The following is a 25,136-nucleotide window of genomic DNA, read 5'->3' on the forward strand; positions in this document are numbered from 1 at the left end:
CCTCTGTCGTCCTCCAACTCACAAAAACAATAGAATTTTTGTAGCCCTCCTACGTCCTCCTTCCTGCGCTACAGGTTCTCAATTGGCCTTGAGCCTACTTCGAAAAGACTTCGCACAAATAGCCCAACTTCAATCACTATCGTTTTTTCAATAATCGTGTTACAATTCAACTCGGTACAAATATGAGCAAGCTAATTTTGGTGAGTAATGATGATGGGGTGTTGAGCAAGGGGATTCGCACATTGGCGCGGTTTTTGAAGAATATTCCTCATGCGCGGGTGGTGGTGGTGGCGCCGGATCGGGAAAAGAGTGCGGCGAGTCATTCTTTAACGTTGCATCGTCCCATTCGTTACGAACGCATTGCGAAAGATGTTTATTCGGTAGAAGGTACTCCCACCGATTGTGTGGTGGTGGCGGTGCATGAAATCTTGAAACGTAAACCCGATGTGGTGGTTTCGGGGATTAATCGGGGAGGAAATTTGGGAGAAGATGTTCATTATTCGGGTACGGTATCAGCGGCTATGGAGGGAGTTATTGCTGGGATTCCGGGAGTTGCCATTTCTCTGGTTACCGCCAATGGGCGAAAACCCGTTTATACGGCAGGGGCTAAATTCGCGGTTAAATTAGTGAAACAGGTATTAAACCAAGGGTTGCCCCATGGTGTGGTGCTCAATGTCAATGTCCCTAATGTATTAGAGCGTGAACTTAAGGGAGTTGAAATTGTTAAGTTAGGCAAACGCAATTATGGTTCTTTGATTGTCGAAAAGTTGGACCCCAAGAAAAGAAAATATTATTGGATCACGGGCGATGATTCAGGGTTTGAAAATATTCCACATAGCGATTGCAATGCCATTTTAGCCAAGAAAATTTCGATAACTCCGATTTATGTTGATATGACCCATCATGAGATGATCGAAACCATGAAGCAATGGAAATTATGAGTTTTAATATCGCCCGCAAAAGAATGGTGGCTGAACAATTGGTGGGCCGGGAGATTAAAGATCAGCGGGTGCTGCAAGTGATGAGTGAGGTGCCAAGGCATCACTTTGTTGATTCAGGATTATGGATTAGGGCTTACGAAGATGGGCCAATTAATATCGGTTGGGGGGCGACGATTAGTCAGCCCTACATTGTTGCTTTTATGTTAGAAGCATTAGAGCTACAAACAACTGATAAGGTTTTAGAAATTGGTACGGGTTGTGGTTATCAAACCGCTCTCTTGGCCCATTTAGCAAAAACCATTTATACGATTGAACGAGTTAAAGAATTATTTTTTAAAGCTCGACAAAATTTGAAAAGTTTAGGCCTGCGTAACATCGTTTTAAAATTGGGCGATGGTTCCTTAGGTTGGAAAGATTATGCCCCCTACGATGCCATCGTTGTTGCAGCATCGGCACCTTTGATTCCAAAACCTTTACTAGAACAATTGGCCGAAGGTGGTAGAATGATTTTACCGGTTGGAGGCGAAGAATCTCAAGACCTGGTTTTGGTTAAAAAGGTTCAAGGAAGGGTTTTGGAAAAGACTTTACTGCCCTGTCGATTTGTTAAGCTAAAAGGGCAGTATGGCTATATGAAGGAATAACCTTGTGTGGACCTCTAAAAACGACCCATCTGCCGCGTTGCCCGCAAAGCCGCGATCCTCACGTATTTCCATATACGCTCCGGTCGCGTCTTTGCGGGCGCCTTGCATCTGGGCCCTTTTTAGAGGTCCACAAAAAATCGAGTTGTTAGAGGGTCTATTGTGCCGATAGGCAAGACGGCTATCATTTGTATTATTACGGTGCTGCTGGTTGAAAGTGGCTGTGCTTCTTTTAAGGGTATTTTTGTTGGGGGCCCTGATTTAGCGCCTAATTCTACTAAACGCGTCCCTAAAGAATATAAAAAACATAAAAGAAAAAAGTTGAACATTGAAAAAGGTTATTTTCAATGGCCCTATGATGGTACGGTAACCAGCCTTTATGGCAAAAGGTGGGGGAGGTTTCATCAAGGTATTGACATTCAGGCTGAAAAAGGTACCAAGGTGAAGGTAGCAGCCCCGGGTGAGGTGGTTTATGCTGGGGATTTGAGTGGTTATGGAGAATTAGTCGTGGTGGAACATAAAAATAATTTATTTACAGCTTATGCTCACAATTCTAAAATTTTAACCAAAGAAGGCAAAAAAGTAAAAAGGGGTCAGGTCATTGCTAAGTCAGGTTCTACAGGGCGTTCCACCGGGCCACATATTCATTTTGAGATAAGATATGGCAAAGAGCCTGTAGATCCTTTACTATATTTGCCCGGGCGTTGAGCCAATAAGGAGAGAAACTATGGATTTGAAGCAATATATTCGCGATGTTCCGGATTTTCCAAAACCTGGGATTGTTTTTAAAGACATAACCCCCTTATTGTTAACCCCCAAGGTGTTTAGCCACATTGTGCAAACATTTGTCGATCGATATAAAAATTCAAGGTTAGATAAAATTGTGGGCATAGAATCTCGCGGGTTTTTATTTGGGGCGGTATTGGCAGAGCGCTTAAGTGTGGGTTTTGCCTTGGCTCGTAAAAAGGGCAAATTGCCCTACAAAACGCGCGAGGTTACCTACGAATTGGAATATGGCACTGATACGATTGAAATGCATGTCGATGCGTTGAATCCGGGGGATCGAGTATTGGTCATCGATGATTTGCTGGCTACCGGGGGGACGGCTTTGGCTGCGGCTCAGCTCGTTGAAAAATTTGGTGCTACCGTAGTGGGGCTCTCTTTCGTTGTGCAGTTAGGTGCCTTGGGAGGAGCCAAACGATTAAAAGATTACGAGATTTTTTCACAAGTGGTATACAATTAGATGAAATTCCCTTCCTTTTCGGATTTTAAGCGTCTTGCCAATCAGGGCAATTTAGTACCTTTAGTGATGAACCTTTCTGCCGACACCGAAACGCCGGTGAGTGCCTATCTTAAATTAACCCAAGGTTCCCATCGGTTTTTATTTGAAAGTATGGAAGGTGGCCAGGCCTGGGGTCGCTATTCTTTTTTGGGTTCAGAACCTAGCCTTATTCTAGAAAGCCAAGGTCAACACATTCGTTTAACTCAAGGGAAAAAGATTGAAAATCTTCAAGGCGATCCTTTGGAATTTATTCAATCCATGTTGGCCAAGTATCACCCCGTAGCCGTGGAGGGATTGCCGCGGTTTTCAGGGGGCTGGGTTGGCTATTTGTCTTACGACATGGTTCGTTTCATGGAAAAATTGCCTAAGGCGATCGAGCAAGCTTCACCTTTTCCCGATGCGCGTTTAATGTTGCAAGATTCGGTTATTGCCTTTGATAATTTGGAACAGAAATTAAGTTTTATTGTGCAAGTGCACCTCGATGCTCATTTGAGCCTCGCTAAACAATACGAGAAAGGCAAAGTGCGCCTCATGCAAATGGTTAAGCGTTTAAAGCGTTCCTTGCCAGCTTCGCCACCGGTTTCTAAAAAAAATCTTCGTTTAACGGCCAATACCAGCAAGGCACAATACATTGACAATGTTCGGCAAGCCCAAGAATACATTCGAGCGGGGGATATTTTTCAAGTTGTTTTGTCGTTGCGAATGGAAGGCAAGCAGCGGGTAGATCCCTTTCAAGTGTATCGGCGGTTGCGGCAAATCAATCCTTCGCCTTATTTGTTTTGTTTGCAAATGGGTGAAGATGCCCTGGCAGGGTCTTCGCCTGAAGTGATGGTGCGGTTAGAAGGTCGGCAAATGACCCTGCGCCCGATTGCAGGTACCAGGCGGCGTGGTAAAACTTTAGAACACGATTTGGCCATGGAGCAAGAAATGTTAGCTGACCCCAAAGAACGGGCCGAACATATTATGTTGGTTGATCTGGCTCGCAATGATTTGGGGCGAGTGGCCGAAACGGGTTCGGTGAGGGTTACCCGGCAAATGGTGGTAGAGCGCTATTCCCACGTGATGCATCTTGTTTCTAATGTGGAGGGAGTGGCTCGAAAAGAAATGAATGCCATGGATGTGCTCAAAGCAACCTTTCCAGCTGGCACGCTTACGGGAGCGCCTAAGATTCGGGCGATGGAGATCATTGAAGGTTTAGAAAAAGATCGGCGTGGGCCTTATGGGGGCTGTGTGGGATATTTTGATTTTTTTGGTAATATGGATATGGCCATTACCATTCGAACTTTGGCCTTTCATAAGAATCGCATTTTTGCGCAATCGGGCGCGGGGATTGTGCTCGATTCGATTCCGGAGCGTGAATATTTAGAATGCGAAAATAAAGCCAAGGTGATGATGGAGGCGTTGAAGCAAATATAAAAGTTTAATTAGTGGTAAAACAGAAACGGGCAGAGGCTTTCCGGGGTCCGTGTCGCCTGGGGGTTACGGCCCCCAGGCGCACTCAAAGTCTCGGCTTCCACGGCTTTATAGCCATGGATGTGTAAGCCTCCGACAAACCCCTACAAGCCTCTTCCCGTTTCTGTTTTACCACTCAAGTAGGGTTATTAGTTTTATTATGTTATTAATGATCGACAATTATGATTCTTTTACGTTTAACCTGGTTCAATATTTGGGTGAATTAGGGCAAGAGGTTTTGGTGTATCGCAACGATGAAATTACGGTCGATCAAATTAAAGCCAAGGCCCCACGGGCCCTCGTGATGTCACCAGGCCCTTGCACGCCTAATGAGGCGGGAATTTGTTTGGAGGTCGTAAAAAAATTAACCGGGGTTATTCCTTTGTTGGGGGTTTGTTTGGGGCATCAAACGATTGCTCAGGCTTTGGGGGGCAAGGTTATTCGCGCTCAACATGTGATGCATGGTAAAACCTCAGCGATTCATCACGATAGTAAAACCATCTATCAAAATCTCCCCAATCCCTTTACCGCAACTCGATATCATTCGCTTATTGTAGAACGCGAATCATTGCCAGCGTCGTTAGAAGTGAGCAGTTGGACCGAAGCCGGTGAGATCATGGGGATTCGGCATCGGCATCTTCTTGTAGAGGGGGTGCAATTTCATCCCGAATCGATTTTGACAACGGTGGGGAAAGAGCTGCTCAAAAATTTTTTGAAGTTGCTTACATAATATAATGTCATTCAGAGCCCAACAGGGCGAAGAATCTTCCATTTTATCTGCCAATTCTTCGTCACGTCTTTTCGGGGAGGGTAGAGGTAACTTGAGAACCCGCGCCCAGTCGGCCTAGTCGGGCTAAAAAATTCTTTGTTTTTTGTGAGTTGGAGTACTCCTCTGTCGTCCTCCAACTCACAAAAACAATAGAATTTTTATAGCCCTCCTACGGCCTCCTTCCTGCGCTACAGGTTCTCAAGTTACCTCTACCCTCCCCGAAAAGACTTCTTCGCAAATTTAGTTATGAGAAATAATTTTAAAACAACAGAAGATCTGGCGCAATTTGTAGCGCAGTGTTTTGCGGGTGCTGTGACAGATCAAGAGATTGAATCTTTTCTCACTGCTATTGCTTCCCGTAAAATTAATGAGCAAGATTTAACAGCCCTTGCTCGGTTGATGCTGCAACACGCTAAAAAGATCGATTTTAAAAGTGAACTCTTACTTGACACCTGTGGAACGGGTGGAGATCAAAGTCATTCGTTTAATTTGTCTACGGCAGCAGCTTTGTTGGTAGCGAGTTTTGGAGTAAAAGTGGCCAAGCATGGTAATCGCGCCTTAACTTCTCAATCAGGGAGTGCCGATTTATTAGAGGCTTTGAGAATCCCAATTCAATTAAATCCACTAGCGGCCGCTCAAGTTTTAAAAGAAGAGGGTTTTGTTTTTTTATTTGCCCCCCTTTATCATGGGGCCACTGCTCAGGTGCAAAAAGTACGACGCCAGCTAAAAATACGCACTATCTTTAATTTGCTGGGGCCACTCACCAATCCAGCCCCGATTACCCACCAATTGGTGGGGATTTATGATCAGGCATTACTCATGCCGGTAGCTAAAACCCTACAAGCGTTGAGGCGCAAACGGGCTTGGGTCGTATGGGGAGAGGGTAATCTTGATGAAGTTTCTCTTTTAGGAAAAACTTTTGTGGCAGAAGTAACCCCTAAAAAAATTCGCGAATTTTCTTTCACTGTAGAAGATGCTGGTCTAAAACCAGCCCTAGCCAGCGACTTACGAGGCGATACCGCACAAAAAAATGCCGACCGTTTAGAAAAAATTTTTCAAGGTCAAGAACAAGATACCCCTTTAGTCAATGCGATTGCCCTCAATGTAGCCGCGGCCTTAATGGTAGTTGGCAAAGTTGAAGATTTAAAATCAGGGGTGCGGTTGGCTAAAACTCAAATGGCATCAGGGCTAGCCTTTGAATATTTGAATAAAATTAGGCAAAGCAATTAACATGGCTAAAACAATTCTCGATACTATTTACGAATATAAGCAAGAGGAATTGGCCCATTTTAAGCATCAAGTCTCTCTTGCTGAACTTCAAGCTCAAGCTAAAGATATTGACATGGCACCTTCATTGGTAAAAGCCTTTTCTCAAAAAAATCCAGCTTTGAAAATTATTGCCGAGGTTAAACATCGTTCTCCCTCTAAAGGGATTTTGCGAAAAAATTTTAACCCCGTTGAAATTGCCGTGGCCTATGCCAAGGCCGGGGCCGTGGCCATTTCGGTATTAACAGACGAGCATTTTTTTGGCGGGAGCCTTGAGCATTTAAAACAAATAAAAAATAAAGTAACGCTGCCACTCTTACGCAAAGATTTCGTTTTTGATGAGTATCAAGTTTATGAAACCAAAGTGGCTGGTGCCAGTGCCATTTTACTCATTGCTAAAATGCTCTCTAAGCTGCAAATCCAGGATTTACAAGGTTTAGCTAGCGAAGTAGGCATGGATGTCTTAGTAGAAGTTTATGATCCACAAGAATTAGCCAAAACTTCTAACCCTAAATTATTAGGGGTTAACAATCGTGATTTAAATACTTTTGAAGTGGATTTAAGTAAGACAGAAGCAATTTTGCCGTTAGTTAGTAAAAATGTGCCATTGATTAGCGAGAGTGGCCTTGACCGTCATCAGCAATTGGTTGATTTAAACAAGAAAGGCGTCGCAGGTTTTCTGATTGGAGAGAGCCTGGTTATTAAGCCTGATCCAGGCCGTGCTTTAGAGGAACTGATTCATGGTGCTCGTTAAAATTTGTGGGCTTACTAATTTAGAAGATTGTTTAAATGCCATTGAAGCCGGTGCTGACTATTTGGGGTTTAACTTTTATCCAAAGTCTCCCCGTTATTTAAATCCAGAAATGGCTGCGGCGATTTTTCCGGATTTGCCTGGTGGTATTCCGAAGGTGGGGGTGTTTGTTAATGAGCCTCTGCATAAGGTCGTTGATTTGGCCATTCAATTAGAATTAGATTATCTTCAGTTTCATGGTGATGAAACGGCCGAAGAGCTCAATGAGTTGGGGCGCCCCTGGTATAAGGCCATTCGCTTGCATCATGAAGCAGACTTAGAAAAAATTGCTAGCTACGATTGTGAATGGATCATGCTCGATGCTTATAGTGCTAACCATTATGGTGGCACGGGGCAGGTTTGCGATTGGAATTTAGTGAATCAAGCAAAAAAGTTTGGCAAACCCATTATTTTAGCAGGTGGTTTAACGCCCGATAATGTAGAAAATGCCATTCAACAAACGCATCCCATGATGGTGGATGTGGCCAGTGGAGTTGAAGTGAGCCCGGGTGTTAAATTAAAAATCCGCATGCTTGATTTTATTAATCATGTTAAAGGGACGGGCTAACTAAGAAGGACATAATCTACTACACATCTGACTTCGGCTCATGGCCTGCGACTTACGTCAGATTTCACAAAAAATTCATCGACGTAGCTTAGGCTACGCCTCCGAATTTTTTGCTCATCTTCCTTGTCTCGGCTCATGATCCTGTGTCATATGTGCAGTAGATTATGTCCTCCTTAGTACGGGTGATCAAATGAATCCTGACAAACATGGTCATTTTGGTGAATTTGGTGGCAAATTTGTGGCCGAAACTCTCATGCCGGCCTTGGCAGAATTAGAAGCGGCTTACCGGCGCTTTTCCAAAGATGCTGCTTTTAAAAAAACCTTTGCAGATTATGCTCGCCATTATGTGGGGCGGCCAACTCCGCTGTATTTTGCAAAAAATTTAAGTGAACATTTAAAAGGCCCAAAAATTTATTTAAAGCGCGAAGACCTCTGTCACACCGGGGCGCACAAAGTTAATAATACTTTAGGTCAAGTCTTGTTGGCCAAGCGCATGGGGAAAAAGCGCGTGATCGCTGAAACTGGTGCTGGCCAGCATGGGGTGGCTACCGCTACGATGTGCGCCTTGCTCGACATCCCTTGTGAAGTTTATATGGGGGAAGAAGACATTCATCGCCAATCGTTGAACGTCTTTCGCATGAAACTTTTAGGGGCTAAGGTATTATCGGTTACCAGTGGAACACGCACCCTCAAAGACGCGCTCAATGAGGCCTTGCGTGATTGGATCACTAACATTCAAACCACTTATTATTGTTTAGGCACGGTCGCTGGCCCCCATCCTTATCCTGTGATGGTGCGCGATTTTCAAGCGGTGATTGGTCGTGAAGTCAAAAAACAACTTTTACAACAAGAAGGTCGCTTGCCCAATGCCCTCGTAGCCTGCGTGGGCGGTGGTTCTAATGCGATGGGGATTTTTTATCCTTTTATTAAAGATACCAAGGTCAAATTCATTGGTGTTGAAGCCGCGGGTTTGGGTTTGCACACCAAGCAACATGCAGCTACCTTGGTAAAAGGTGAAGTGGGCGTGTTGCATGGCAGTAAATCTTATCTATTACAAGATGCCGATGGGCAGATTTTACCCACCCATTCTATTTCAGCGGGCCTTGATTACCCTGGCGTTGGGCCGGAGCATAGCTACCTTAAACAAACCGGCCGTGCTCAATATGTAGCCGTAACCGATGATGAAGCCATGGAAGGCTTTGATCTGCTCACTCGACTAGAAGGCATTTTGCCGGCCCTCGAATCGTCGCACGCCTTAGGTTATCTTAAAAAATTAGCCAAACAATTAGATAGGCGTGCGGTGGTGGTGGTGAATTTATCGGGAAGGGGAGACAAAGACATGGGAACTGTGGCTGAGTATAAAAAAATTACTCTCGAATAATATTAATATGAATCGCATCGAAAAATTATTTTCTCAAAAAAAGAAAAAAGGCCAAAAAATTTTAGCAGGTTTTTTAACTGCGGGCGATCCTCATCCTTCGGCGACTCTCAAATTTGTAGAAGCCTTAGAAAAAGGGGGGGTGGATCTTATTGAATTGGGCATGCCATTTTCTGATCCCATGGCCGATGGCCCGGTAATTCAACGGGCTGATGAGCGCGCCCTGAAGGCAAAGACTCATTTAAAAACGATTTTAGGTTTAGTGCAAAAAATTCGAGTTCTATCGCAGATTCCCATTCTTTTGATGGGTTACTATAATCCCATCTTCAAATTTGGCGTTAAGCATTTTGTGGCTAGTGCAAAAAAAGTTGGAGTGGATGGTTTGTTGATTGTGGATTTGCCCCCTGATGAAGCAAAAATTTTACACCAAGAATGTCGGCGCCACAACATCAACCTTATTTTTCTTTTAGCACCCACCAGTGACGAATCACGTATGCAGCAAGTTGCCAAGTTGGCTTCGGGTTTTATTTATTTTGTTTCACTCACCGGGATTACGGGCGCAAAACTTACCCAATCCGCAAAAATTTTTAGTTTAGTTCCCAAAATAAAAAAAATGTCGAAGTTACCGGTAATGGTGGGTTTTGGTATTAAAGATGTGGTTACGGCTAAGAAGTTGGCGAGGGTTGGGGATGGCATTGTAGTGGGGAGCGCCTTGGTGCAAATCATCGAAAAATTTTCTCCTAAAATAGCCGCCAAAAAGTTACAAACTTTCGCCCATCGTCTTAGTAAGGTCTGAACCCAGCAGGGTTTCCCCTGTCATTGCGAGCGGTGTCATCCCCGCGAAGGCGGGGACCCATGATAACGAGCGTGGCAATCTCCAACATTTTAAAATTGAAGATTGCTTCACCCTGCTGGGTTCGCAATGACAGAAACTATCATAGGCCTCCCTTCTGCGCTACAGGTTCTCTATTGGCTTTGAGCCTACTTCGAAAAGACTTCGGGTAAATAGGTTATTTATAAAATACTTAATAATTACATATAATTATGTCATATTCTGACAAAAGCCTTTTGTACATAGAATGGCTTGGGGCCAGGTCGAAATATTTTTAACTTCTTAAAACTTTTCAATACCTTAGCTCGTATTAACAGTAAGCTTGACGGCCTTGGGCTTGAAGCATAAGACATGAGGGTATGAATGTGGAGCCAAGTGATGAAAGTCTTATGTTGGCCTTTCAAGCCGGCAAGCAAGAGGCCTTTGAAATTTTAGTTAAGCGGCATCAGCATAGCGTTTTCAATTTTATCTTTCGATTTATTGGTAACCGCGAAGAAGCCGAAGAGTTATTGCAAGAAGTCTTTGTTAGAATTTTTAAAAGTGTTGCTGAATATTCACCAGTAGGGAAGTTTAAGACTTGGTTGTTCACGGTAACACGTAATCTTTGTGTAGATCATTATCGAAAGAAACGGATCCGCAAAGTGCAATCGCTCGATGAGGTGCAAGAAGATGGAGAGACACCGAGGTTAGAACAGGTTGAAAGTAAGAGCGTAGGGCCAGAAGTACAGAGCAGTGCCAATGAGTTAGAAAGAGTTTTAGAATGGGCATTAGCTCAGGTGAGTGAAGATCAACGCGAGGTTTTTTTGTTACGAGAAAAGTTTGGGTTTAAATTTGAAGAAATTGCCGACATGACAAAAGTTTCAGTTAATACGGTGAAGAGCCGGATGCGGTATGCCTTAGAGGGTTTAAAAAGAGCGATTGAAACAACTAAGTTCAAAGATTTAGTAAGAATATGAATGATCGAATAGACGAACAACTAATTCAAGAAATGAGCAAGGTAGGTGCGTTATTTCACCAATTGCCAGATGTTGCGGTTTCTCCTTATTTACATGTCAAAATTTTAGCCAAAGCAACCCGCCAGGCCTCTTTTGTAAAAAGAACCATGCGTTATGTTTTGCCCATTGCGGCGGCTGTGTTGTTGACCTTGGGCCTGCAAAATTTTCGTGCGCTGTTTAATAATACAACATCGACGACCCACGTGAGCGAAAATACCACGCATAAGGTTGTTAGCGCGTTACCAACGCCGGTGAGTAATCAAGATTTAAATTTTGTAGTGCCGAATAGGGGGATTTCTCTAGCCAGCTTTGGAGACCAAGAAGACCCTATTGATACTATGGCGATGGATCCCCAATTGACCGCTCGAGATTTAAACCCCATGGTCATGGAATATATGGCGACCTTTAAATTTCAGCAGGCCTTACGGTTCAGGGCCAAGGGTGATTATGAAGGTGTGGCTGAGTTATTAGAAAGAATTTTAAAAGAACATCCAACTTATTCACGCAATGCCGATGTTTTAACGATTCGCATTGATGCCTTGTTTCGCTTGGGCAAAAATTATGAAGCCTTGCAAGAATTTTCCTACCTAAAAAGCGTGGACTCCCAACGAGCTCAAATATTACAAGAACGCTGGTTAAAAAATTAAAGAGAAGAGTTGGGGGTAGGCCTTCATGAAACCCGTGCGGAGTTTATCCTGAGCATAGCGAAGGACTCCTCGTATCCGCATCAAAAAAATGTTGGTTTGTTTAGGAGTTAGTGTATTCCCTCTGGTCATACCCTAACTCCTACAAACCATACATTTTTTTGATGCTCATGACTCGTCGCTCTCGCACAAAGGGTTTCGTGAAGGCCTGCCCCCAACTCTTCTCTTTAATTTTTCAAATACGGCTAGCACTACGAGGATGGGAATGGAGAAATTCTAACTCAGCAGGGGTCAGGTCGAGTGGGTCTTGGCCTTGAATGTGCATTTCAAGGTAGGTAAGTTGATCATTACCCCAAAATAGTTCCCCATCTATTATAAACGTTGGTACTCCAAATACGCCCTGGGCAATGGCATCTGAGGTTTCGGATTTTAGTTTTTCTTTAATAGCCGGGTCTTGGATCTTTTCTAATAATTTTGAAGTAGGCAATTGAGCTTCGTCTAAAATTTTGGTCAGTTCTTCTACCGTGCTAATATCGCGGCCTTGGCCCCAACTGGCTTGCCAAAGCGTGTTGATCACTTGCGTCTGCTGATCGCCCGCCGTTTCTTTTAAAGAAAGTCGCAAAGGCATGAGCGGATTAAAAGGGTGACTCTTGGGCAATCGAAAGGGGATGTTATGGGTTTTTGCAAAGCGATAGGTGTCTTTAAAGACAAACTCCCGCTTGGGCGGAATTTCTGCCGGCCCCAATTGTTTCCAGTGGTTCAGTAGACCCGCTAACAGAATGGGGTGATTTTTAAGATTGCAACCATATTGGTTACAAAGTTTCTGCACCCGCAACCAAGCCAGATAAGCGTAGGGAGATAAGTAATCAAAATAAAAATTAATTTCTGCTTTACGCATAAGCCTCAGTTACAGGATAATGCTATATGTTGTCATTGCGAGTCCAGCAGGGCGAAGCAATCTTCAGTTTTATAAAATTGAAGATCGCCACGGGCCTGAAGGCCCTCGCGATGACGGCAATCTTAGGGGGCATTTATGAAAATTGTAAATAGTTTTTTAATTCTTTTTATTTTTAGCTTAGGCTGTTCTGGCAAATCAAATGAAAACTTTTCTTCTCAAACTGCCAAACTCGATCCGGTGCAAGCCAAACAACACTATGATGTGGGCAGGAAATTTCAATCGGAGGCCTTGGCCGGGAAATCAGATTTAATGGAAAAGGCCTTGGCCGAATTTAATTCGGCGATTCAACTCGATCCCAGTCAAGTCGATTATTACTTTGCCAGGGGTGTGGCCTATCGTGAAAAACAAGCCTGGGACCAGGCCTTGGCCGATTTTGAAAAGACCATTGCCATGGATCCAAAACATTTTAAAGGGGTCTATAATTTGGGTCGAGTATGGGATGAAAAGGGCAACACCGACAAGGCCTTGGAATATTATCAAAAAGCAGCCCTTGTTAAACCCGACCTCGCCCCGGCTTATTACAGCATGGGTTTGATGTACGGCAAAAAGGGCATGACCGAGCAAGAAGGCGAGGCCTACAAAAAGGCCATCAAACTGGATGGCACAGTCGTAGAGGCTCACTATAATTTAGGGCTTTGGTATATTAAAAAGGGCCAACATGCGGAAGCCAAAAAAGAGCTTGAGGCATTAGAGCATCTTGAATCGGCCTATGCCGATCGGTTGAGGGGTATGATTAAATAAATGGGTTTTAAAATATCACTTGATGATTTGTCATTCCTTTTCTAATGCTTTTGCATGAGTTTACCCAAAGACTACCAGCCACAAACGATCGAATCCAAATGGCAAAAATTTTGGCAACAAAATAACACTTTTGCGGTTAAGGCAGATCCCAAAAAACCTAAGTACTATTTATTAGAAATGTTTCCCTATCCCTCGGGGAAAATTCACATGGGCCATGTGCGCAATTATTCCATTGGCGACGTGATGGCGCGCTTTCTTACCATGCGGGGTTATAATGTGTTGCACCCCATGGGATGGGATGCCTTTGGCATGCCGGCTGAAAACGCGGCTATTGAACGAAAGATTCACCCTGCGGAGTGGACCGAATCCAACATTGCTTATATGCGACAGCAATTAACCGCCATGGGGTTTAGCTATGATTGGCAACGGGAGGTTACGACCTTTGCTCCCGACTATTATCGTTGGGAACAGGCTTTTTTTATTCAAATGGTTGAAAAGGGCTTGGCGTATAAAAAGAAGAGCTTGGTCAATTGGTGTGAAAAGTGCGAAACGGTTTTGGCCAATGAGCAAGTGGAGCAGGGCCGCTGTTGGCGCTGCGAAACGACCATTATGCTCAAACCACTAGCGCAATGGTTTTTTAAAATTACCCACTATGCCGAAGAATTGTTGCAAAAAACCTATGAGCTAAAAGGTTGGCCCGAGCGGGTCTTGACCATGCAACGGGAATGGATTGGCAAATCGCAGGGGGCCAATGTTTTTTTTACGGTTGAAGGCAGCGATGAGAAAATCGAGATTTTTACAACCCGCCCCGACACCCTTTATGGCGTGACTTTTTTATCTTTGGCAGCAAGCCATCCCTTAATCGACCGTTGGTTGCCAGACCTTAAGTCAGCCCAAGAGATCAAAATTTTTCGTGAGCGGGCCGCCTCGATCGACCGCGACAAACGCCTGTCTGATGATTATGAAAAAGAAGGGATTTTTCTCGACCGCTATGCAATTCACCCTTTGACGGGTGAAAAAGTCCCCATCTATGCAGCGAATTTTGTATTGATGGACTATGGTACGGGGGCCGTGATGGCCGTGCCAGCTCATGACCAGCGCGATTTTGAGTTTGCTAAAAAATATAACTTACCCATCAAGGTGGTTATTGAACAACCCAATAACCCCCAAAATTTAACGGCTGCCTATGAAGAACCTGGCACCATGGTCAACTCTCAAGAATTTGACGATCTTCCTAGTGAAGAGGGCAAGAAAAAGATTGTTGAAAAATTAGAACAGCAAAAAGTTGGGGCAGGCACCGTTACCTATAAACTACGTGACTGGGGCATTTCCCGGCAGCGTTATTGGGGGACCCCCATCCCTATGTTAGAGTGCCCCCACTGTGGGGTGGTGCCAGAAAAGCTTGAAAACCTTCCGGTCAAATTACCGCTGGATGTTGAATTTACCGGTGAAGGTGGGTCGCCTCTTGCCAAACACCAAAGTTTTGTTCAAGCCCAATGCCCGCAATGTCAAGGGCTAGCGCGTCGCGATACCGACACGATGGATACCTTTATTAATTCTTCCTGGTATTTTTTGCGTTACTGTTCGCCAAGCGAAACTCAAAGCCCCTTTGATCCCAAACAAGTTCAATATTGGATGCCGGTGGATCAATACATTGGGGGCATTGAACATGCGGTGTTGCATCTTTTGTATGCGCGGTTTTTTACCAAAGTATTGCGCGATTTAGGTTACGTTAAAATCGATGAACCTTTTCAAAATTTACTCACCCAAGGGATGGTGATCAAAGATGGTGCCAAGATGAGCAAGAGTAAAGGCAACGTGGTCGACCCTCAATATTTAATTGAAAAATATGGGGCCGATACCGCGCGACTTTTTTCTTTATTTGCTGCACCCCCCGAGCGTGATCTGGATTGGAACGACCAAGGGGTCGAGGGTTCGTTTCGTTTTTTGAATCGGGTATGGCGGCTTTATGGCGAATTGATTCCCTTGGCGGTGAAGAGTGACAATACGGCCCATCCCAGTAACCCGGCGTTGCATGAGTTATATCAACAAATGCATATCACCATCAAAAAAGTGACCGAAGATTTAGAGAAAAATTTTCATTTTAATACGGCCATTTCAGCCATCATGATTTTAGTGAATACCTTGCAAAGCCTTTCGCCATCGTTGTTGGTGAGCCCACAAGATAAAAAATTTTTATTCACTCTCCTCAAAAATCTTTGCCTTTTATTGTCGCCTTTTGTGCCTCACTTTGCTGAAGAACTTTGGACAACCCTAACCGGTGATGAAAGTTTAAGCGGAGTGGCTTGGCCCACCCATGATGATCAAGCCACGGTAAAAGACCAAATCACGGTGGTCGTGCAAGTTAATGGCAAGGTGCGAGCCAAGCTAGAAGTAAAACGGGGTATTGTCGAATCAGAAATTGTTGCCCTGGCCAAATCGAATCCAAAAGTCCGGCCTTACTTGGAAGGTAAGGTTCTTAAAAAGGCCATTTATGTACCCGAGAAACTAGTAAGCTTGGTGGTTTAATGTCTACTTTAAAACCAGTCTACCTCTTAGAAGGCTCCGAAAGTTACTTGCGGGAGCAATGGATTTTGCAATTAAAAGCCAAAGTATTACCTAAAGGGATGGAAAGTTTAAATTTTGGCCGATGGGTAAAAGGGGATAATACTTTGGAAGAAGTTTTGCGTGAGGCCAAAGACTACCCTTGTATGGCTACTTATCGGGTATGCTTATTATCTAGTGTCGACAGGGCAGACAAAAAAGAATCAGCATTGATCATAGAATATCTTAAACGCCCGGTGCCCACTACGGTATGTATTTTAGTGAGTGAAGGTTTAGATAAACGCACCAGCCTTGCCAAAACCATCTATCAAACGGCAGAAGTTATTGCCTGCACGCCCTTAAGTGAGGCAGAAATACTAAAATTTATTCAAGCCGAGTTTAAACAACAGGGTAGGTCCGTGAGCGCCGATGCGGTTCAACTGATTATCGAGCAAATGGGCAATCATTTGTGGGCCATTAAAAATTTTATTGCTCAAGTGATTACTTATGCTGGCCAAGTTAACGCCATTACCGCTTCGTATGTGGGGGAATTAATCTTTCAAGTTAAAGAAGAAAACATTTTTGACTTTGTCGAAGCCGTTACCATGGGTGAGGCATTAAAGATTGAGCAACGCTTAAAAGCCTTAGTCGCCAGTGGCGAAGCCTATGTAAAAATTTTAAGCCTGTTACTGAGGCATTTTAATATTTTATTATTTTTGAAAAAAGAAGGGGCAAGTGAAGTGCAGCGGTTTTTCCCCATGCCTCATGCAGCGTTAAGCCGCTACCAACAACAGCTGCAGCAATTAGGGGCGCGCTTACAACCAAGCGTGATTACAAAATTACAACGTTTAGATCAAATCTTAAAAAGTGAACGAGAAGGGGAGCGGCGATTTCGCCTTGAACTCAAGAGCCTATCTAATTAATTTCCCTGTCATTGCGGTCCACGTCATCCCGGGCCAAGACCTGAGGATCCATGATGGCGAAGCAATCTCTATTTGTTTCAGGTTTTGTCATTTTTCTCACTAAAAACAAAAAACTTGATTTAGTGTGGCTTTTTGGGTAATCATAAACCTACACCAAAAAAGAATTTATGGATTTGGTGTGGAATAAAAATGACCCATTTTGTCGGCAGAAAAGAAGAGATGGAGGGGCTTCGGGCCCTTATGGAAAAAAGGAGCGCCAGCCTTGCCGTGATCAAAGGAAGGCGTCGTATTGGTAAAAGCCGTCTGGGAGAGGAGTTTTCGCGTTTTTTTCAACAGGCCTTCTTTTTTTCCGGTCTTCCACCGACAAAAGGAATAATGGCACAACACCAGAGAGATGAATTCCAAAGAAAAATGCACCACTATCGCATTCCTTCTCTCGGCAGTCAGGACTGGGGAGATCTTTTTGAGGCTGTTGCGCAAAAATGTCATGCCGGAAGGATCCTTGTCGTTTTCGATGAAATCTCATGGATGGGGATGAAAGACCCCACTTTTTTGGGGAAATTAAAAACTGTCTGGGATAACGACTTCAAAAAAAATCAGAAGCTTATTTTGATTTTGTCAGGGTCGCAATCGACATGGATTGAAAAAAACATCTTAAGTAGCTCAGGTTTTGTCGGGCGGATTTCTTACATCCTTACTCTCGAAGAACTTTCTTTGCCAGAATGCAATCAATTTTGGTTCAAACAAAAACTCCTGGTTTCGGCTTATGAAAAATTGAAAATTTTGAACATCACGGGGGGTGTTCCACGTTACTTGGAAGAAATCCAACCGCAAAAAACTGCTGAAGAAAATATCAAGCATCTTTGTTTTCGGCCAGAAGGGTTCTTGTTTAACGAATTTGAACAAATATTTTCAGACTTATTCTCTAAAAGAAGCGATAAATACAAAAAAATCGTTGGGCTTCTGTGCGAAAAAAAAGCATCCATTGAAGTCATCGCAAAGGTTCTTGGACGAAAAAAGGGAGGAGATATCAGTCACTGCCTGGATGATCTATGCAAAACTGGTTTTATCACGCGGGATTATACATGGGACATTAAGACCGCATCTCCTTCCAAACTGAGTCGTTATCGACTCAGTGATAATTACGTTAGATTTTATTTGAAATACATCGAGCCTGCAAAAAAGAAAATTCTTCGCGGCGCGGCAGGAGAGTTGCCCTCTTCCTGGCTTTCCATTATGGGATTGCAGTTTGAAAATCTAGTGCTTGGGCGAAAAAACAGGCCTCTTCTTTTTAAACGTCTTGGCATTGCCTCGCATGAGGTTTTGTGGTCTGACCCTTATTTTCAAACAAAAGCGGGGGCAAGAGAGGGGTGCCAAATTGATTTTTTGATCCAAACGAAGTTCAATACACTTTATCTTTGTGAGATTAAGTTTCACGGCCGGCCCGTACAGAAGGAAGTCGTTCGTCAAGTCGAAGACAAAATAAGAAGATTACAAATTCCGCGCGGCTTTTCCGTTCGGCCTGTTCTCATTCATGTCAATGGAGTTGATGATTCCGTTTTGGAGAGCGATTTTTTTTCTAACATTATCGATTTCTCCACGCTCTTGAGTGCTTACTAAGGAGTTCATAAGTTTCTACACATATTGCACAAGATTATGAGCCGAGACAAGGACGATGAGCAAAAAGCCCGGAGGTGTAGCCAAAGTGCTACATCGAGGACTTTTTGTGAAATCGGACGAAGTCGTAGGCCATAAGCTGAAGCAAGATGTGTAGAAACTTATGAAGTCCTTAGTAAGGAGTTGGGTTTGTTAAGCGGCGAGTTTGGCTAATTTCTTAGCTAAGCGGCTAATCTTACGGGCAGCATTATTTTTGTGGAGTATGCCCTTGGTGACAGCCTTTTGAATGATACGGCTGGCACTTTGAAAAGCTGCGGTGGCCTGGGCCTTATCTTTTTGTTCAATGCTATGCACAACCTTTTTAATAAAAGTTTTTACCTGCGAACGAACCGTGAGGTTACGGGCTTGTTGTTTTAGGTTTTGCCGTTGCCTTTTAATTTGCGAAGTGTGTCGCCCTTTGGGCAACTTGCGTTTAACTGCTTTTGCGTCAGCCATAAATCCTCTGTAACATTTAAGGGCCCCTTCCGTAACAAAGCCTGAACCCTTTGTCAATGGACCATCCATAAGGTGTGCGTTTGTGTAGGAATGTATACAGAATGTATACGAAGTTTCTAGTTTCTAGGAACCAAATTTCTATTTTTCCCGAAAAAACTAATTAAGGGGCAGGGTTTTTTAAAGGAGAACCAAATGGCTGATTTCCTTAAAGGTTTGATTGATACTGCAAGACATGAAGCTACTGGTCTTGGATACGAAGTCAATAAACTTCTTGTGGAGGGTGGTACAGGTAGAGTTGCCAATGCCCTTCGGGCTTTGTTTGACTCTCTTGAATCATCCAGTAAAACCCGTGATTTTCGAGACAGGTTCATAAAATACATGGTTGAAAGGTCCACCGTAGAAGAAGTAGAGGTGCTTTTTCGAGAGGCTACTCAATATTTAACCCGCGCATCTCGAGCAGTTCGTGGAATAAGCCCCTACTCAAAGGATAATTTGGCAACTTACATTGTAGAACAAGCCCTGCCAGGTATTAGAAATAGACTAGGTGCGGCATCTTAAGAATTTAGCCAGTCTGTTGAAACAATAGAGGAGTTATTAAAGAAAGCTCAAACTGCAAGATCTGTTTACGATAAATACTGGGAGAGTTCTTTTTTTAATAGATTGCTAAATATCAGAGATTGGACACGATCCATTATTGCTCGAAGGGGAAAAGAAACAGCAGTTGCCGCAACTGTAACCACTTCCAGTGCTGTTGTTGCTTATGAAATTGGTACTACAAGCGTAGGCACACTTCTAGCAGAAGGGGGTGCAGCTGGCGCAGCACTCGTGGGTACTGCAGTGGCTATAGGTGGGACAGTAGGCACTGGTATGGGCTGTGGAATAAATTTAGTTATCGGTGAACCGTGTTTAGGTGATTGGGGTATCGTAACAAGATCAAGGGGAGAAATAGAGCAAAATAACGTTACGGAATACGCTCGTCAATTTGGCGAAGAACGATATGTTCCGGGCATGACGAAAGGGCGTTTGTTTGGCTCTATACCTCTAAACCGAAAGTTTCGGTAGGGTATGGGGGGTACCATGACCGTTCTGGTGGAACAATTATGGTACAGACTATGGATGGCCGGCATGCGGAAACTGTTCGACTTTCAACCCTAGGCGCCAATCTGCTACCGGCACGAGAGTCACCCCATTTGGTTCAGGCTTATCGAACGCAAAGGTTTTCCACAGGTGTTCCTCGTCGCGAGGCAGACGAGCTTTTCGGTGCTGTCTCCGCACAAAATATGGCAGCTGGAAGATTGGTAGACGACATAAAAGCTGAACCTCGGCACTATCACAATGAAGCAAGGCAAGAAACGCGTTTTCTTAATGGGCTGATGAGAGATCGAGAGGTATTAGTAAGGCAAGATGATATTTCAGGCAGTAGAACCGCACAATTAGATTGGGGGGTCGTAGAAAACGTAGACTACAACCTATATGGTGGAGCCAATGGCAAACCAGCTATTTTTATTCGATTAAAAAAAGATGAACTTGGCGAAGCACGCACTATTGTCATTGCTGCCCATGAAGAGCACACTATTCGTGTATTCAAAACTAGGGAAATTTTATGACGGAGGAAAATTAACTCATTGAAATTATTTAAAGCAGATTTTTACTAGAAGAGTTTTGAGAGTTGTTTTTTAATTTGTATTAGAACGGTTGTAATGAGCTGTGCCGGCACAAACTTGTTGAAGTTGTGGACTACAGCCTCCATGAGCTGCCCCCGCTCTCGCAATTCTTCCAACAAATGCTCAAGGTCTCGTGCTGGAAAACCCGTCGCTTTGGCTGTCTGTTCCCAATGTCGTCTTTGGATCTGCCCGAGGTGATAATGTTTTCTGTTTCCGATGGCCATGGCCTGTTTGGCTTGTTTTGGTTCGATCTGTCGCGCTACCAGGGCAGGCCATACTGTCACGACATCGTAAATCGGTGTGAGATAAAAACCGGTTGATAGCAAGTTGATGCTGAAATTTTTGGCGTGTCCGTCAATGGCCCCCAGCAGAAAAAAAACCAGTTGTGCCCGCATAAATTCTGAGCGATCCCGTTCACGCTGGTCGGAGGCGTTGAGGAAACTCATAATCTGTGCGATCCCCGGCCCCCCATCCGATTCATACTTTTGTGCCCAAGGAATGCCCAAGGCCTGACACAGGTCTTCCTGGGGTATGCGGGAAATGTCTTTCTTATTTTGGGACCAAAGTCGGTCGAAACGCTCAACGACAAGGCAATTGATGCCGCCAAAATTTTTTATATCTACTTTTGCAACCCTAAGACCAAAATGTTCAGCCAACTTCAGGCATAACCATTCGTTTTGAACGCTCGCGCTCATATCGATTCCATTCGACAGTTTGCCCATAGCCGGCTTTAGAATATGGGTCGTTGGTGTACTTCCTTTGGGCCGGTGCCAGCGCCCCTTCCAGTACAAAAGAGCAGTTTTTTCCTGAACCCCGGCGATAGAAATTCGAAATTCTTTCTCGCGGTCGAGCCCCAACGGAGCGGTTTTTAGGTGGCGTAGCAGGTCGCCGATCTCCTGTTCGGAAAGTACCTCGCCCTGAATAGGCCCTGGCGGCGACACCGGCTCGCCTTCAGGGATGAATTGCAGTGCACCAATACAATCACGTCCCACGGCTGCTAACAGATCAACCGCCTTGTTGCTATTGGTTGCCATTCGTTCTGCCAATCTGCGGCGAATCTCATCATTGTCGGGGAGCAGGTTGTCAAAATAAGCCTCGACGGTTGCACCTTGATAAGGTGATTCCCGCAGAGGCATTGATTGTGAGACAGGCAAGGATCCGGTTGTTTGTAACCACTTGTCGGTATAGGCAAAGGCCACATTCCCGGAAGCGCTTCGTGTCAGCGTGCCAACTTGTTGACCATTCAGTAACACCTGAAGACGAAGCTGTTTTCTTTTTCGTCCCATCAAAGCTCCTTATTTTAAGGCATGGTTTTTTTTCGATTTCTCAAAACAAGTTCTAGATCGAGACCGGCTGTGAGCTTAAAGAGCGTGCCGAGTTGGGTGCCGGGTGCCCCTGATTCGATTAGCGATACGATGGATTGTTTGATGCCAGACTTCAGGCCTGCCTGTTGCTGGGTCCATTTTGCCTGTTTGCGAAAGCGGAGCAAGGCTGTCCCCAACTGAGCCGAATTGCGCACCACCGGTTCCAGTGCATGGGTTTTGGAATGTTTTGTCATGACAGCCCTTTCTAGCCCTTATAAGGGATAAATAATTTTTATCCTTTTTAAAGGATAAGTCAAGTTTATCCTTTTGAGAGGATAGTATTTCCCATAAAAATAAGCTGTATTGATTGCCGGTCAGACATAATAGATATTATATTATCTATAATTATAAAATTATCAATTTATATATAATATATTGTCCTTTATTTACATTCATGATAGTTTGTTAATATGGTTTCAGGGGCCTTGTCGTTGCAAACACCCGAGGAAGTTAAGCAATCTATCGCCAAGCGATTCAAGGGGTTTCGTCTGCGAAAAGGCTGGAAGCAGATGACCTTGGCTGCTCGGTCGGGGGTCACGCTTGGTTCTCTAAAGCGGTTTGAAAGTTCGGGTGAAGTTTCTCTTGCTTCTTTATTGCGGCTTGCCCATGCCTTAGGGTGTTTAGATGAATTCAACAGGCTGGCCGAACGTCCCTCCGCCAATAGTCTGGCTGAACTGGAAAGGGAAGCGGCCTTTCCCAAAAGGGGAAGAGAATGAAAAAAATCCAAGTCCGTTTCACCCGTACTCCAAAAGAGTCGTTTGAAGTTGGAACCCTGGCGGAAGAAAGTGGGCGCATTTTTTTTGAATATGCCCCCGAGTGGTTAAGCCGGGGGTTCAATCTTTCTCCCTTCCGATTACCCTTTGAACCAAATTTGTTTGAACACAAGGATTTATCCTTTGGCCCTTTGCCGGGGCTTTTTGAAGACTCCCTGCCCGACGGTTGGGGTTTGTTATTAATGAATCGTCACTTTCAAAAGTTGAGGCTGGCTGCTTCCCCTCTGGATCGTTTGGCTTGGTTGGGTATGCGTACTATGGGCGCATTGACCTATCATCCGCCATCTGAAAAGGTGGAGCAAAAAGCAGGTCCTTTTGATTTATCAATACTGGCAACACACGCACAGGCGCTGCTAGCAGGGAGGGCAAGAGAAGTTCTGCCCCAATTATTGCAGGCCGGGGGAAGCCCGGCGGGAGCTAGACCCAAAGTTGTGGTTGGTATTCAAGGGGATAAAATTGTTTCGGGTGCGCAAGATTTGCCAGAAGGTTTTGATCCTTGGATCATCAAGTTTTGTGCCAAAGAAGATCTGCCGGATGCGGGGACGATAGAATACGCCTATTCCCTGATGGCGCGGGCGGCAGGCATCACGATGCCGGAAACAAAACTTTTTAAAACAAAGGTCGCCTCTTTTTTTGGAATCAAACGCTTTGATCGAAGCAAAAACGATCGGTATCACGTGCACACGTTTGGCAATTTGGTTCATTCCAATTTTCGCATTCCCTCCTGTGACTATGCCGATCTGCTTCGGGCAACAACGCTTCTTACAAAAAATCAAAAGGATGTGCAGCAAGCTTTTCGTCGTATGGTCTTTAATGGGCTGGCTCATAATCGGGATGACCATGTCAAAAATTTTGCCTTTCTTATGGATTTTGAAACCGGGGACTGGAGTCTTTCCCCGGCCTATGACTTAACCTTCAGTTTGGGGCCGGGGGGTGAGCACCAAATGACGATTGCGGGTGAAGGCAAAAATCCCCAAGCGAAACATTTTTTCGAATTGGGTAAAAAGGCGGGGCTTTCTCAAACCATCATGAAAACCATTTTGGAGGAGGTTCGATCGGCTGTGGTGTCATGGAAAAAGTTTGCAAAAAAAGCAGGAGTGAGCCTGTCTGCAACAAAACGAATTTCTGATTTTTTCTCTTGAAATCGGTTAATTTTTTATTTCCCATAAAAACAAGCTCCATTGGTTGCCGGTCAAAATCCTTAAAATCATGCTCAAGCCCTGGGGGTGGCCACCCCAAAAGGGCAGCCAGCTTAAGGCGACAAAGTGAAAGGTGAAGAGAGTCGAGAGGCTATAAGTGAAACGGGGCCGTGCCCTCATCCAAAGTTGCAGGCTTCTTAAGTAACCGGAGTCTTTTGTTTCGATCTTTCTCCAAAAATTTTTCCAGAGCCTTAAAAAACACATCCCCAATCCATGCCACAAACCCCAAATGACAAAGGCAAGGCTAGGCACATGCCACAAGGCAATCGCCATAAAAACAACCAGATAGTTGAAATAAACATGACGCTTGCTTCCCCCCAGTGGGATATAAACGTAGTCTCTTAAAAAACGGGTGAAGGTCATGTGCCAAGAGCGCCAGAACTCTGCGAGATTTCGTTTGAAATAAGGATAGTTATAATTTTCCTCAAGGTGAAAGCCGCCTAAACTTGAGAAGCTGATTGCGAAATCGTTGGCCATAGAGGCAAAAAGATAAAAACTGATCGCGCGGGCATACATGCCCCAAAGTAAATATAAATAAGAGTATTGCTGGGGGTAATCAAAATAATTTTTCCAATCGAGGGTGAAAAAATAAAGGGCGACCCAACTTTTTAAAAACGCCCCAAGGATTCGCAAAAAAATTTGGGCCCATGGTTTTGTTGGAAGAGGGGATGAAAGTGCCAGGTTTGGTTTAAATTCTTCTATTCTCTCAATGGGACCCTGAAAAAAAGTGGGGTAGAAAAAAAGGTAGGTTAAATAATCAAAAAATTTTAGTGGGATTTTTTTGCCATTCCCCACATCAACTACCACCATAAGCAGGCGAATCAGCGAATAGGCAATGCCAAATTTGTGGATCGTAGGCCCTGTCCAGGGCGAGTGAAGCAATTCAAAATTCATCGCGGCAAAATGGATGAACACGAAGAACGCTGCCAAAAGGTAGCTTAGGCCTTTGCGATGAGGGCTTTCTTCAAGCCTTCGAAAAATCAGGTAAAGCAGCGAGGTGACACCCACAAAAAGGCCTATGTAGAGCGGAGAGGTGATGAACATCAGCAAGCCGGCTGAGCCAAGCAAAACAAGAAAATTTCGTGATGAAACGAACAAAAGACCAATAATAATCAAAAAGAGGGAAAAGAGGGCCACGCGGGTGGGAAGATGAATATGGGCAACAAAAGTGTTTGCGAGAAAGTCCAGCAAGGTACTGTTCATAATCGATTGACGGTAGATAGCCAAGCCAAGAATGTAATCTTTTTTCATTCCTCTCTTTTTCTTCTTTGCCTTTGATTCATCTAGTGGCATAAGGCGGGCG

The 25,136-nt window shown here is 44.3% G+C and carries 26 protein-coding genes; 21 read left to right on the top strand and 5 right to left on the bottom strand.

Annotation, left to right across the window (positions count from 1 at the left end; genetic code table 11):
- The first annotated feature begins 182 nt into the window (after window positions 1–182).
- From surE to HYU97_02150, 13 genes are all read left to right on the top strand, one after another.
- Complete coding sequence (surE, locus tag HYU97_02090) at window positions 183–941, top strand: 5'/3'-nucleotidase SurE (GenBank protein ID MBI2335534.1); 759 nt, start codon at window positions 183–185, stop codon at window positions 939–941.
- Window positions 938–1,582 (top strand): protein-L-isoaspartate(D-aspartate) O-methyltransferase, encoded by a 645-nt coding sequence (locus tag HYU97_02095; GenBank protein MBI2335535.1) that lies wholly within the window; start codon window positions 938–940, stop codon window positions 1,580–1,582. The genes surE and HYU97_02095 overlap by 4 nt, the downstream gene beginning before the upstream one ends.
- Before the next feature lie 159 nt (window positions 1,583–1,741).
- Window positions 1,742–2,287, top strand: coding sequence for a M23 family metallopeptidase (locus HYU97_02100; GenBank protein MBI2335536.1), 546 nt, complete (start codon window positions 1,742–1,744; stop codon window positions 2,285–2,287).
- A gap of 19 nt (window positions 2,288–2,306) precedes the next feature.
- On the top strand, window positions 2,307–2,822 hold the full coding sequence (locus HYU97_02105; GenBank protein ID MBI2335537.1) for an adenine phosphoribosyltransferase: 516 nt from the start codon (window positions 2,307–2,309) through the stop codon (window positions 2,820–2,822).
- Entirely contained in the window at window positions 2,823–4,277 is a 1,455-nt protein-coding gene (gene trpE / locus HYU97_02110; protein MBI2335538.1) for an anthranilate synthase component I, read from the top strand.
- 196 nt (window positions 4,278–4,473) lie between these two features.
- On the top strand, window positions 4,474–5,043 hold the full coding sequence (locus HYU97_02115) for an aminodeoxychorismate/anthranilate synthase component II (protein ID MBI2335539.1): 570 nt from the start codon (window positions 4,474–4,476) through the stop codon (window positions 5,041–5,043).
- Window positions 5,044–5,328: 285 nt separating this feature from the next.
- The gene (gene trpD, locus HYU97_02120) at window positions 5,329–6,312 is read left to right on the top strand and encodes an anthranilate phosphoribosyltransferase (protein ID MBI2335540.1); all 984 of its coding nucleotides are present in this window, start codon (window positions 5,329–5,331) and stop codon (window positions 6,310–6,312) included.
- A gap of 1 nt (window position 6,313) precedes the next feature.
- The gene (gene trpC / locus HYU97_02125) at window positions 6,314–7,102 is read left to right on the top strand and encodes an indole-3-glycerol phosphate synthase TrpC (protein MBI2335541.1); all 789 of its coding nucleotides are present in this window, start codon (window positions 6,314–6,316) and stop codon (window positions 7,100–7,102) included.
- Window positions 7,089–7,706, top strand: coding sequence for a phosphoribosylanthranilate isomerase (locus tag HYU97_02130; protein ID MBI2335542.1), 618 nt, complete (start codon window positions 7,089–7,091; stop codon window positions 7,704–7,706). Before trpC ends, HYU97_02130 begins: the two co-directional genes overlap by 14 nt.
- Before the next feature lie 190 nt (window positions 7,707–7,896).
- Window positions 7,897–9,087, top strand: coding sequence for a tryptophan synthase subunit beta (gene trpB / locus HYU97_02135; GenBank protein ID MBI2335543.1), 1,191 nt, complete (start codon window positions 7,897–7,899; stop codon window positions 9,085–9,087).
- A gap of 7 nt (window positions 9,088–9,094) precedes the next feature.
- Window positions 9,095–9,880 carry a tryptophan synthase subunit alpha gene (locus tag HYU97_02140; protein ID MBI2335544.1) on the top strand — a complete coding sequence of 262 codons (786 nt, stop codon included), beginning with the start codon at window positions 9,095–9,097 and terminating at the stop codon, window positions 9,878–9,880.
- Between the two features lie 395 nt (window positions 9,881–10,275).
- Window positions 10,276–10,872, top strand: coding sequence for an RNA polymerase sigma factor (locus HYU97_02145; GenBank protein MBI2335545.1), 597 nt, complete (start codon window positions 10,276–10,278; stop codon window positions 10,870–10,872).
- Window positions 10,869–11,558, top strand: a complete 690-nt coding sequence (locus HYU97_02150) for a tetratricopeptide repeat protein (GenBank protein MBI2335546.1) — start codon at window positions 10,869–10,871, stop codon at window positions 11,556–11,558. Before HYU97_02145 ends, HYU97_02150 begins: the two co-directional genes overlap by 4 nt.
- A gap of 232 nt (window positions 11,559–11,790) precedes the next feature.
- On the opposite strand, the gene HYU97_02155 is transcribed toward HYU97_02150, so the two are convergent.
- Window positions 11,791–12,453, bottom strand: coding sequence for a 2-hydroxychromene-2-carboxylate isomerase (locus HYU97_02155; GenBank protein MBI2335547.1), 663 nt, complete (start codon window positions 12,451–12,453; stop codon window positions 11,791–11,793).
- Window positions 12,454–12,588: 135 nt separating this feature from the next.
- On the opposite strand from HYU97_02155, the gene HYU97_02160 reads away from it, so the two are divergent.
- From HYU97_02160 to HYU97_02175, 4 genes are all read left to right on the top strand, one after another.
- Complete coding sequence (locus HYU97_02160; GenBank protein MBI2335548.1) at window positions 12,589–13,254, top strand: tetratricopeptide repeat protein; 666 nt, start codon at window positions 12,589–12,591, stop codon at window positions 13,252–13,254.
- A 54-nt stretch (window positions 13,255–13,308) separates the two neighbouring features.
- Entirely contained in the window at window positions 13,309–15,783 is a 2,475-nt protein-coding gene (locus HYU97_02165) for a leucine--tRNA ligase (GenBank protein MBI2335549.1), read from the top strand.
- The gene (gene holA, locus HYU97_02170; protein ID MBI2335550.1) at window positions 15,783–16,721 is read left to right on the top strand and encodes a DNA polymerase III subunit delta; all 939 of its coding nucleotides are present in this window, start codon (window positions 15,783–15,785) and stop codon (window positions 16,719–16,721) included. Before HYU97_02165 ends, holA begins: the two co-directional genes overlap by 1 nt.
- A gap of 189 nt (window positions 16,722–16,910) precedes the next feature.
- Entirely contained in the window at window positions 16,911–18,341 is a 1,431-nt protein-coding gene (locus HYU97_02175; GenBank protein MBI2335551.1) for an ATP-binding protein, read from the top strand.
- Between the two features lie 189 nt (window positions 18,342–18,530).
- On the opposite strand, the gene rpsT is transcribed toward HYU97_02175, so the two are convergent.
- Window positions 18,531–18,833 (bottom strand): 30S ribosomal protein S20, encoded by a 303-nt coding sequence (rpsT, locus tag HYU97_02180; protein ID MBI2335552.1) that lies wholly within the window; start codon window positions 18,831–18,833, stop codon window positions 18,531–18,533.
- 192 nt (window positions 18,834–19,025) lie between these two features.
- Here rpsT and HYU97_02185 point away from each other — a divergent pair, with 192 nt between their 5' ends.
- Both HYU97_02185 and HYU97_02190 read left to right on the top strand, forming a co-directional pair.
- The gene (locus tag HYU97_02185; GenBank protein ID MBI2335553.1) at window positions 19,026–19,391 is read left to right on the top strand and encodes a hypothetical protein; all 366 of its coding nucleotides are present in this window, start codon (window positions 19,026–19,028) and stop codon (window positions 19,389–19,391) included.
- Window positions 19,392–19,933: 542 nt separating this feature from the next.
- Window positions 19,934–20,440: a hypothetical protein gene (locus HYU97_02190; protein ID MBI2335554.1), complete on the top strand. Its 507-nt coding sequence runs from the start codon at window positions 19,934–19,936 to the stop codon at window positions 20,438–20,440.
- 44 nt (window positions 20,441–20,484) lie between these two features.
- Here the strand turns inward: HYU97_02190 and HYU97_02195 are convergent, their stop codons facing one another.
- Both HYU97_02195 and HYU97_02200 read right to left on the bottom strand, forming a co-directional pair.
- Window positions 20,485–21,783 (bottom strand): type II toxin-antitoxin system HipA family toxin, encoded by a 1,299-nt coding sequence (locus HYU97_02195; protein ID MBI2335555.1) that lies wholly within the window; start codon window positions 21,781–21,783, stop codon window positions 20,485–20,487.
- Between the two features lie 14 nt (window positions 21,784–21,797).
- A complete protein-coding gene (locus HYU97_02200) occupies window positions 21,798–22,055 on the bottom strand; it encodes a helix-turn-helix domain-containing protein (GenBank protein MBI2335556.1) in 258 nt (85 codons plus the stop codon).
- A gap of 216 nt (window positions 22,056–22,271) precedes the next feature.
- Here HYU97_02200 and HYU97_02205 point away from each other — a divergent pair, with 216 nt between their 5' ends.
- Both HYU97_02205 and HYU97_02210 read left to right on the top strand, forming a co-directional pair.
- Window positions 22,272–22,577, top strand: a complete 306-nt coding sequence (locus HYU97_02205) for a helix-turn-helix transcriptional regulator (GenBank protein MBI2335557.1) — start codon at window positions 22,272–22,274, stop codon at window positions 22,575–22,577.
- Window positions 22,574–23,776: a type II toxin-antitoxin system HipA family toxin gene (locus HYU97_02210; GenBank protein MBI2335558.1), complete on the top strand. Its 1,203-nt coding sequence runs from the start codon at window positions 22,574–22,576 to the stop codon at window positions 23,774–23,776. The genes HYU97_02205 and HYU97_02210 overlap by 4 nt, the downstream gene beginning before the upstream one ends.
- Window positions 23,777–23,782: 6 nt before the next feature.
- On the opposite strand, the gene HYU97_02215 is transcribed toward HYU97_02210, so the two are convergent.
- Window positions 23,783–25,126 (bottom strand): hypothetical protein, encoded by a 1,344-nt coding sequence (locus tag HYU97_02215; GenBank protein MBI2335559.1) that lies wholly within the window; start codon window positions 25,124–25,126, stop codon window positions 23,783–23,785.
- Window positions 25,127–25,136: the final 10 nt, after the last annotated feature.

This window comes from Deltaproteobacteria bacterium, from assembly GCA_016183235.1.
GTDB lineage: Bacteria > UBA10199 > UBA10199 > DSSB01 > JACPFA01 > JACPFA01.

Coding starts and splice junctions, on each gene's coding strand:
- surE (MBI2335534.1), top strand. CDS start 183: ATGAGCAAGCTAATTTTGGTGAGTAATGATGATGGGGTGTTGAGCAAG.
- HYU97_02095 (MBI2335535.1), top strand. CDS start 938: ATGAGTTTTAATATCGCCCGCAAAAGAATGGTGGCTGAACAATTGGTG.
- HYU97_02105 (MBI2335537.1), top strand. CDS start 2,307: ATGGATTTGAAGCAATATATTCGCGATGTTCCGGATTTTCCAAAACCT.
- trpE (MBI2335538.1), top strand. CDS start 2,823: ATGAAATTCCCTTCCTTTTCGGATTTTAAGCGTCTTGCCAATCAGGGC.
- HYU97_02115 (MBI2335539.1), top strand. CDS start 4,474: ATGTTATTAATGATCGACAATTATGATTCTTTTACGTTTAACCTGGTT.
- trpD (MBI2335540.1), top strand. CDS start 5,329: ATGAGAAATAATTTTAAAACAACAGAAGATCTGGCGCAATTTGTAGCG.
- trpC (MBI2335541.1), top strand. CDS start 6,314: ATGGCTAAAACAATTCTCGATACTATTTACGAATATAAGCAAGAGGAA.
- HYU97_02130 (MBI2335542.1), top strand. CDS start 7,089: ATGGTGCTCGTTAAAATTTGTGGGCTTACTAATTTAGAAGATTGTTTA.
- trpB (MBI2335543.1), top strand. CDS start 7,897: ATGAATCCTGACAAACATGGTCATTTTGGTGAATTTGGTGGCAAATTT.
- HYU97_02140 (MBI2335544.1), top strand. CDS start 9,095: ATGAATCGCATCGAAAAATTATTTTCTCAAAAAAAGAAAAAAGGCCAA.
- HYU97_02145 (MBI2335545.1), top strand. CDS start 10,276: ATGAATGTGGAGCCAAGTGATGAAAGTCTTATGTTGGCCTTTCAAGCC.
- HYU97_02150 (MBI2335546.1), top strand. CDS start 10,869: ATGAATGATCGAATAGACGAACAACTAATTCAAGAAATGAGCAAGGTA.
- HYU97_02155 (MBI2335547.1), bottom strand. CDS start 12,453: ATGCGTAAAGCAGAAATTAATTTTTATTTTGATTACTTATCTCCCTAC.
- HYU97_02160 (MBI2335548.1), top strand. CDS start 12,589: ATGAAAATTGTAAATAGTTTTTTAATTCTTTTTATTTTTAGCTTAGGC.
- HYU97_02165 (MBI2335549.1), top strand. CDS start 13,309: ATGAGTTTACCCAAAGACTACCAGCCACAAACGATCGAATCCAAATGG.
- holA (MBI2335550.1), top strand. CDS start 15,783: ATGTCTACTTTAAAACCAGTCTACCTCTTAGAAGGCTCCGAAAGTTAC.
- HYU97_02175 (MBI2335551.1), top strand. CDS start 16,911: ATGACCCATTTTGTCGGCAGAAAAGAAGAGATGGAGGGGCTTCGGGCC.
- rpsT (MBI2335552.1), bottom strand. CDS start 18,833: ATGGCTGACGCAAAAGCAGTTAAACGCAAGTTGCCCAAAGGGCGACAC.
- HYU97_02185 (MBI2335553.1), top strand. CDS start 19,026: ATGGCTGATTTCCTTAAAGGTTTGATTGATACTGCAAGACATGAAGCT.
- HYU97_02190 (MBI2335554.1), top strand. CDS start 19,934: ATGGTACAGACTATGGATGGCCGGCATGCGGAAACTGTTCGACTTTCA.
- HYU97_02195 (MBI2335555.1), bottom strand. CDS start 21,783: ATGGGACGAAAAAGAAAACAGCTTCGTCTTCAGGTGTTACTGAATGGT.
- HYU97_02200 (MBI2335556.1), bottom strand. CDS start 22,055: ATGACAAAACATTCCAAAACCCATGCACTGGAACCGGTGGTGCGCAAT.
- HYU97_02205 (MBI2335557.1), top strand. CDS start 22,272: ATGGTTTCAGGGGCCTTGTCGTTGCAAACACCCGAGGAAGTTAAGCAA.
- HYU97_02210 (MBI2335558.1), top strand. CDS start 22,574: ATGAAAAAAATCCAAGTCCGTTTCACCCGTACTCCAAAAGAGTCGTTT.
- HYU97_02215 (MBI2335559.1), bottom strand. CDS start 25,126: ATGCCACTAGATGAATCAAAGGCAAAGAAGAAAAAGAGAGGAATGAAA.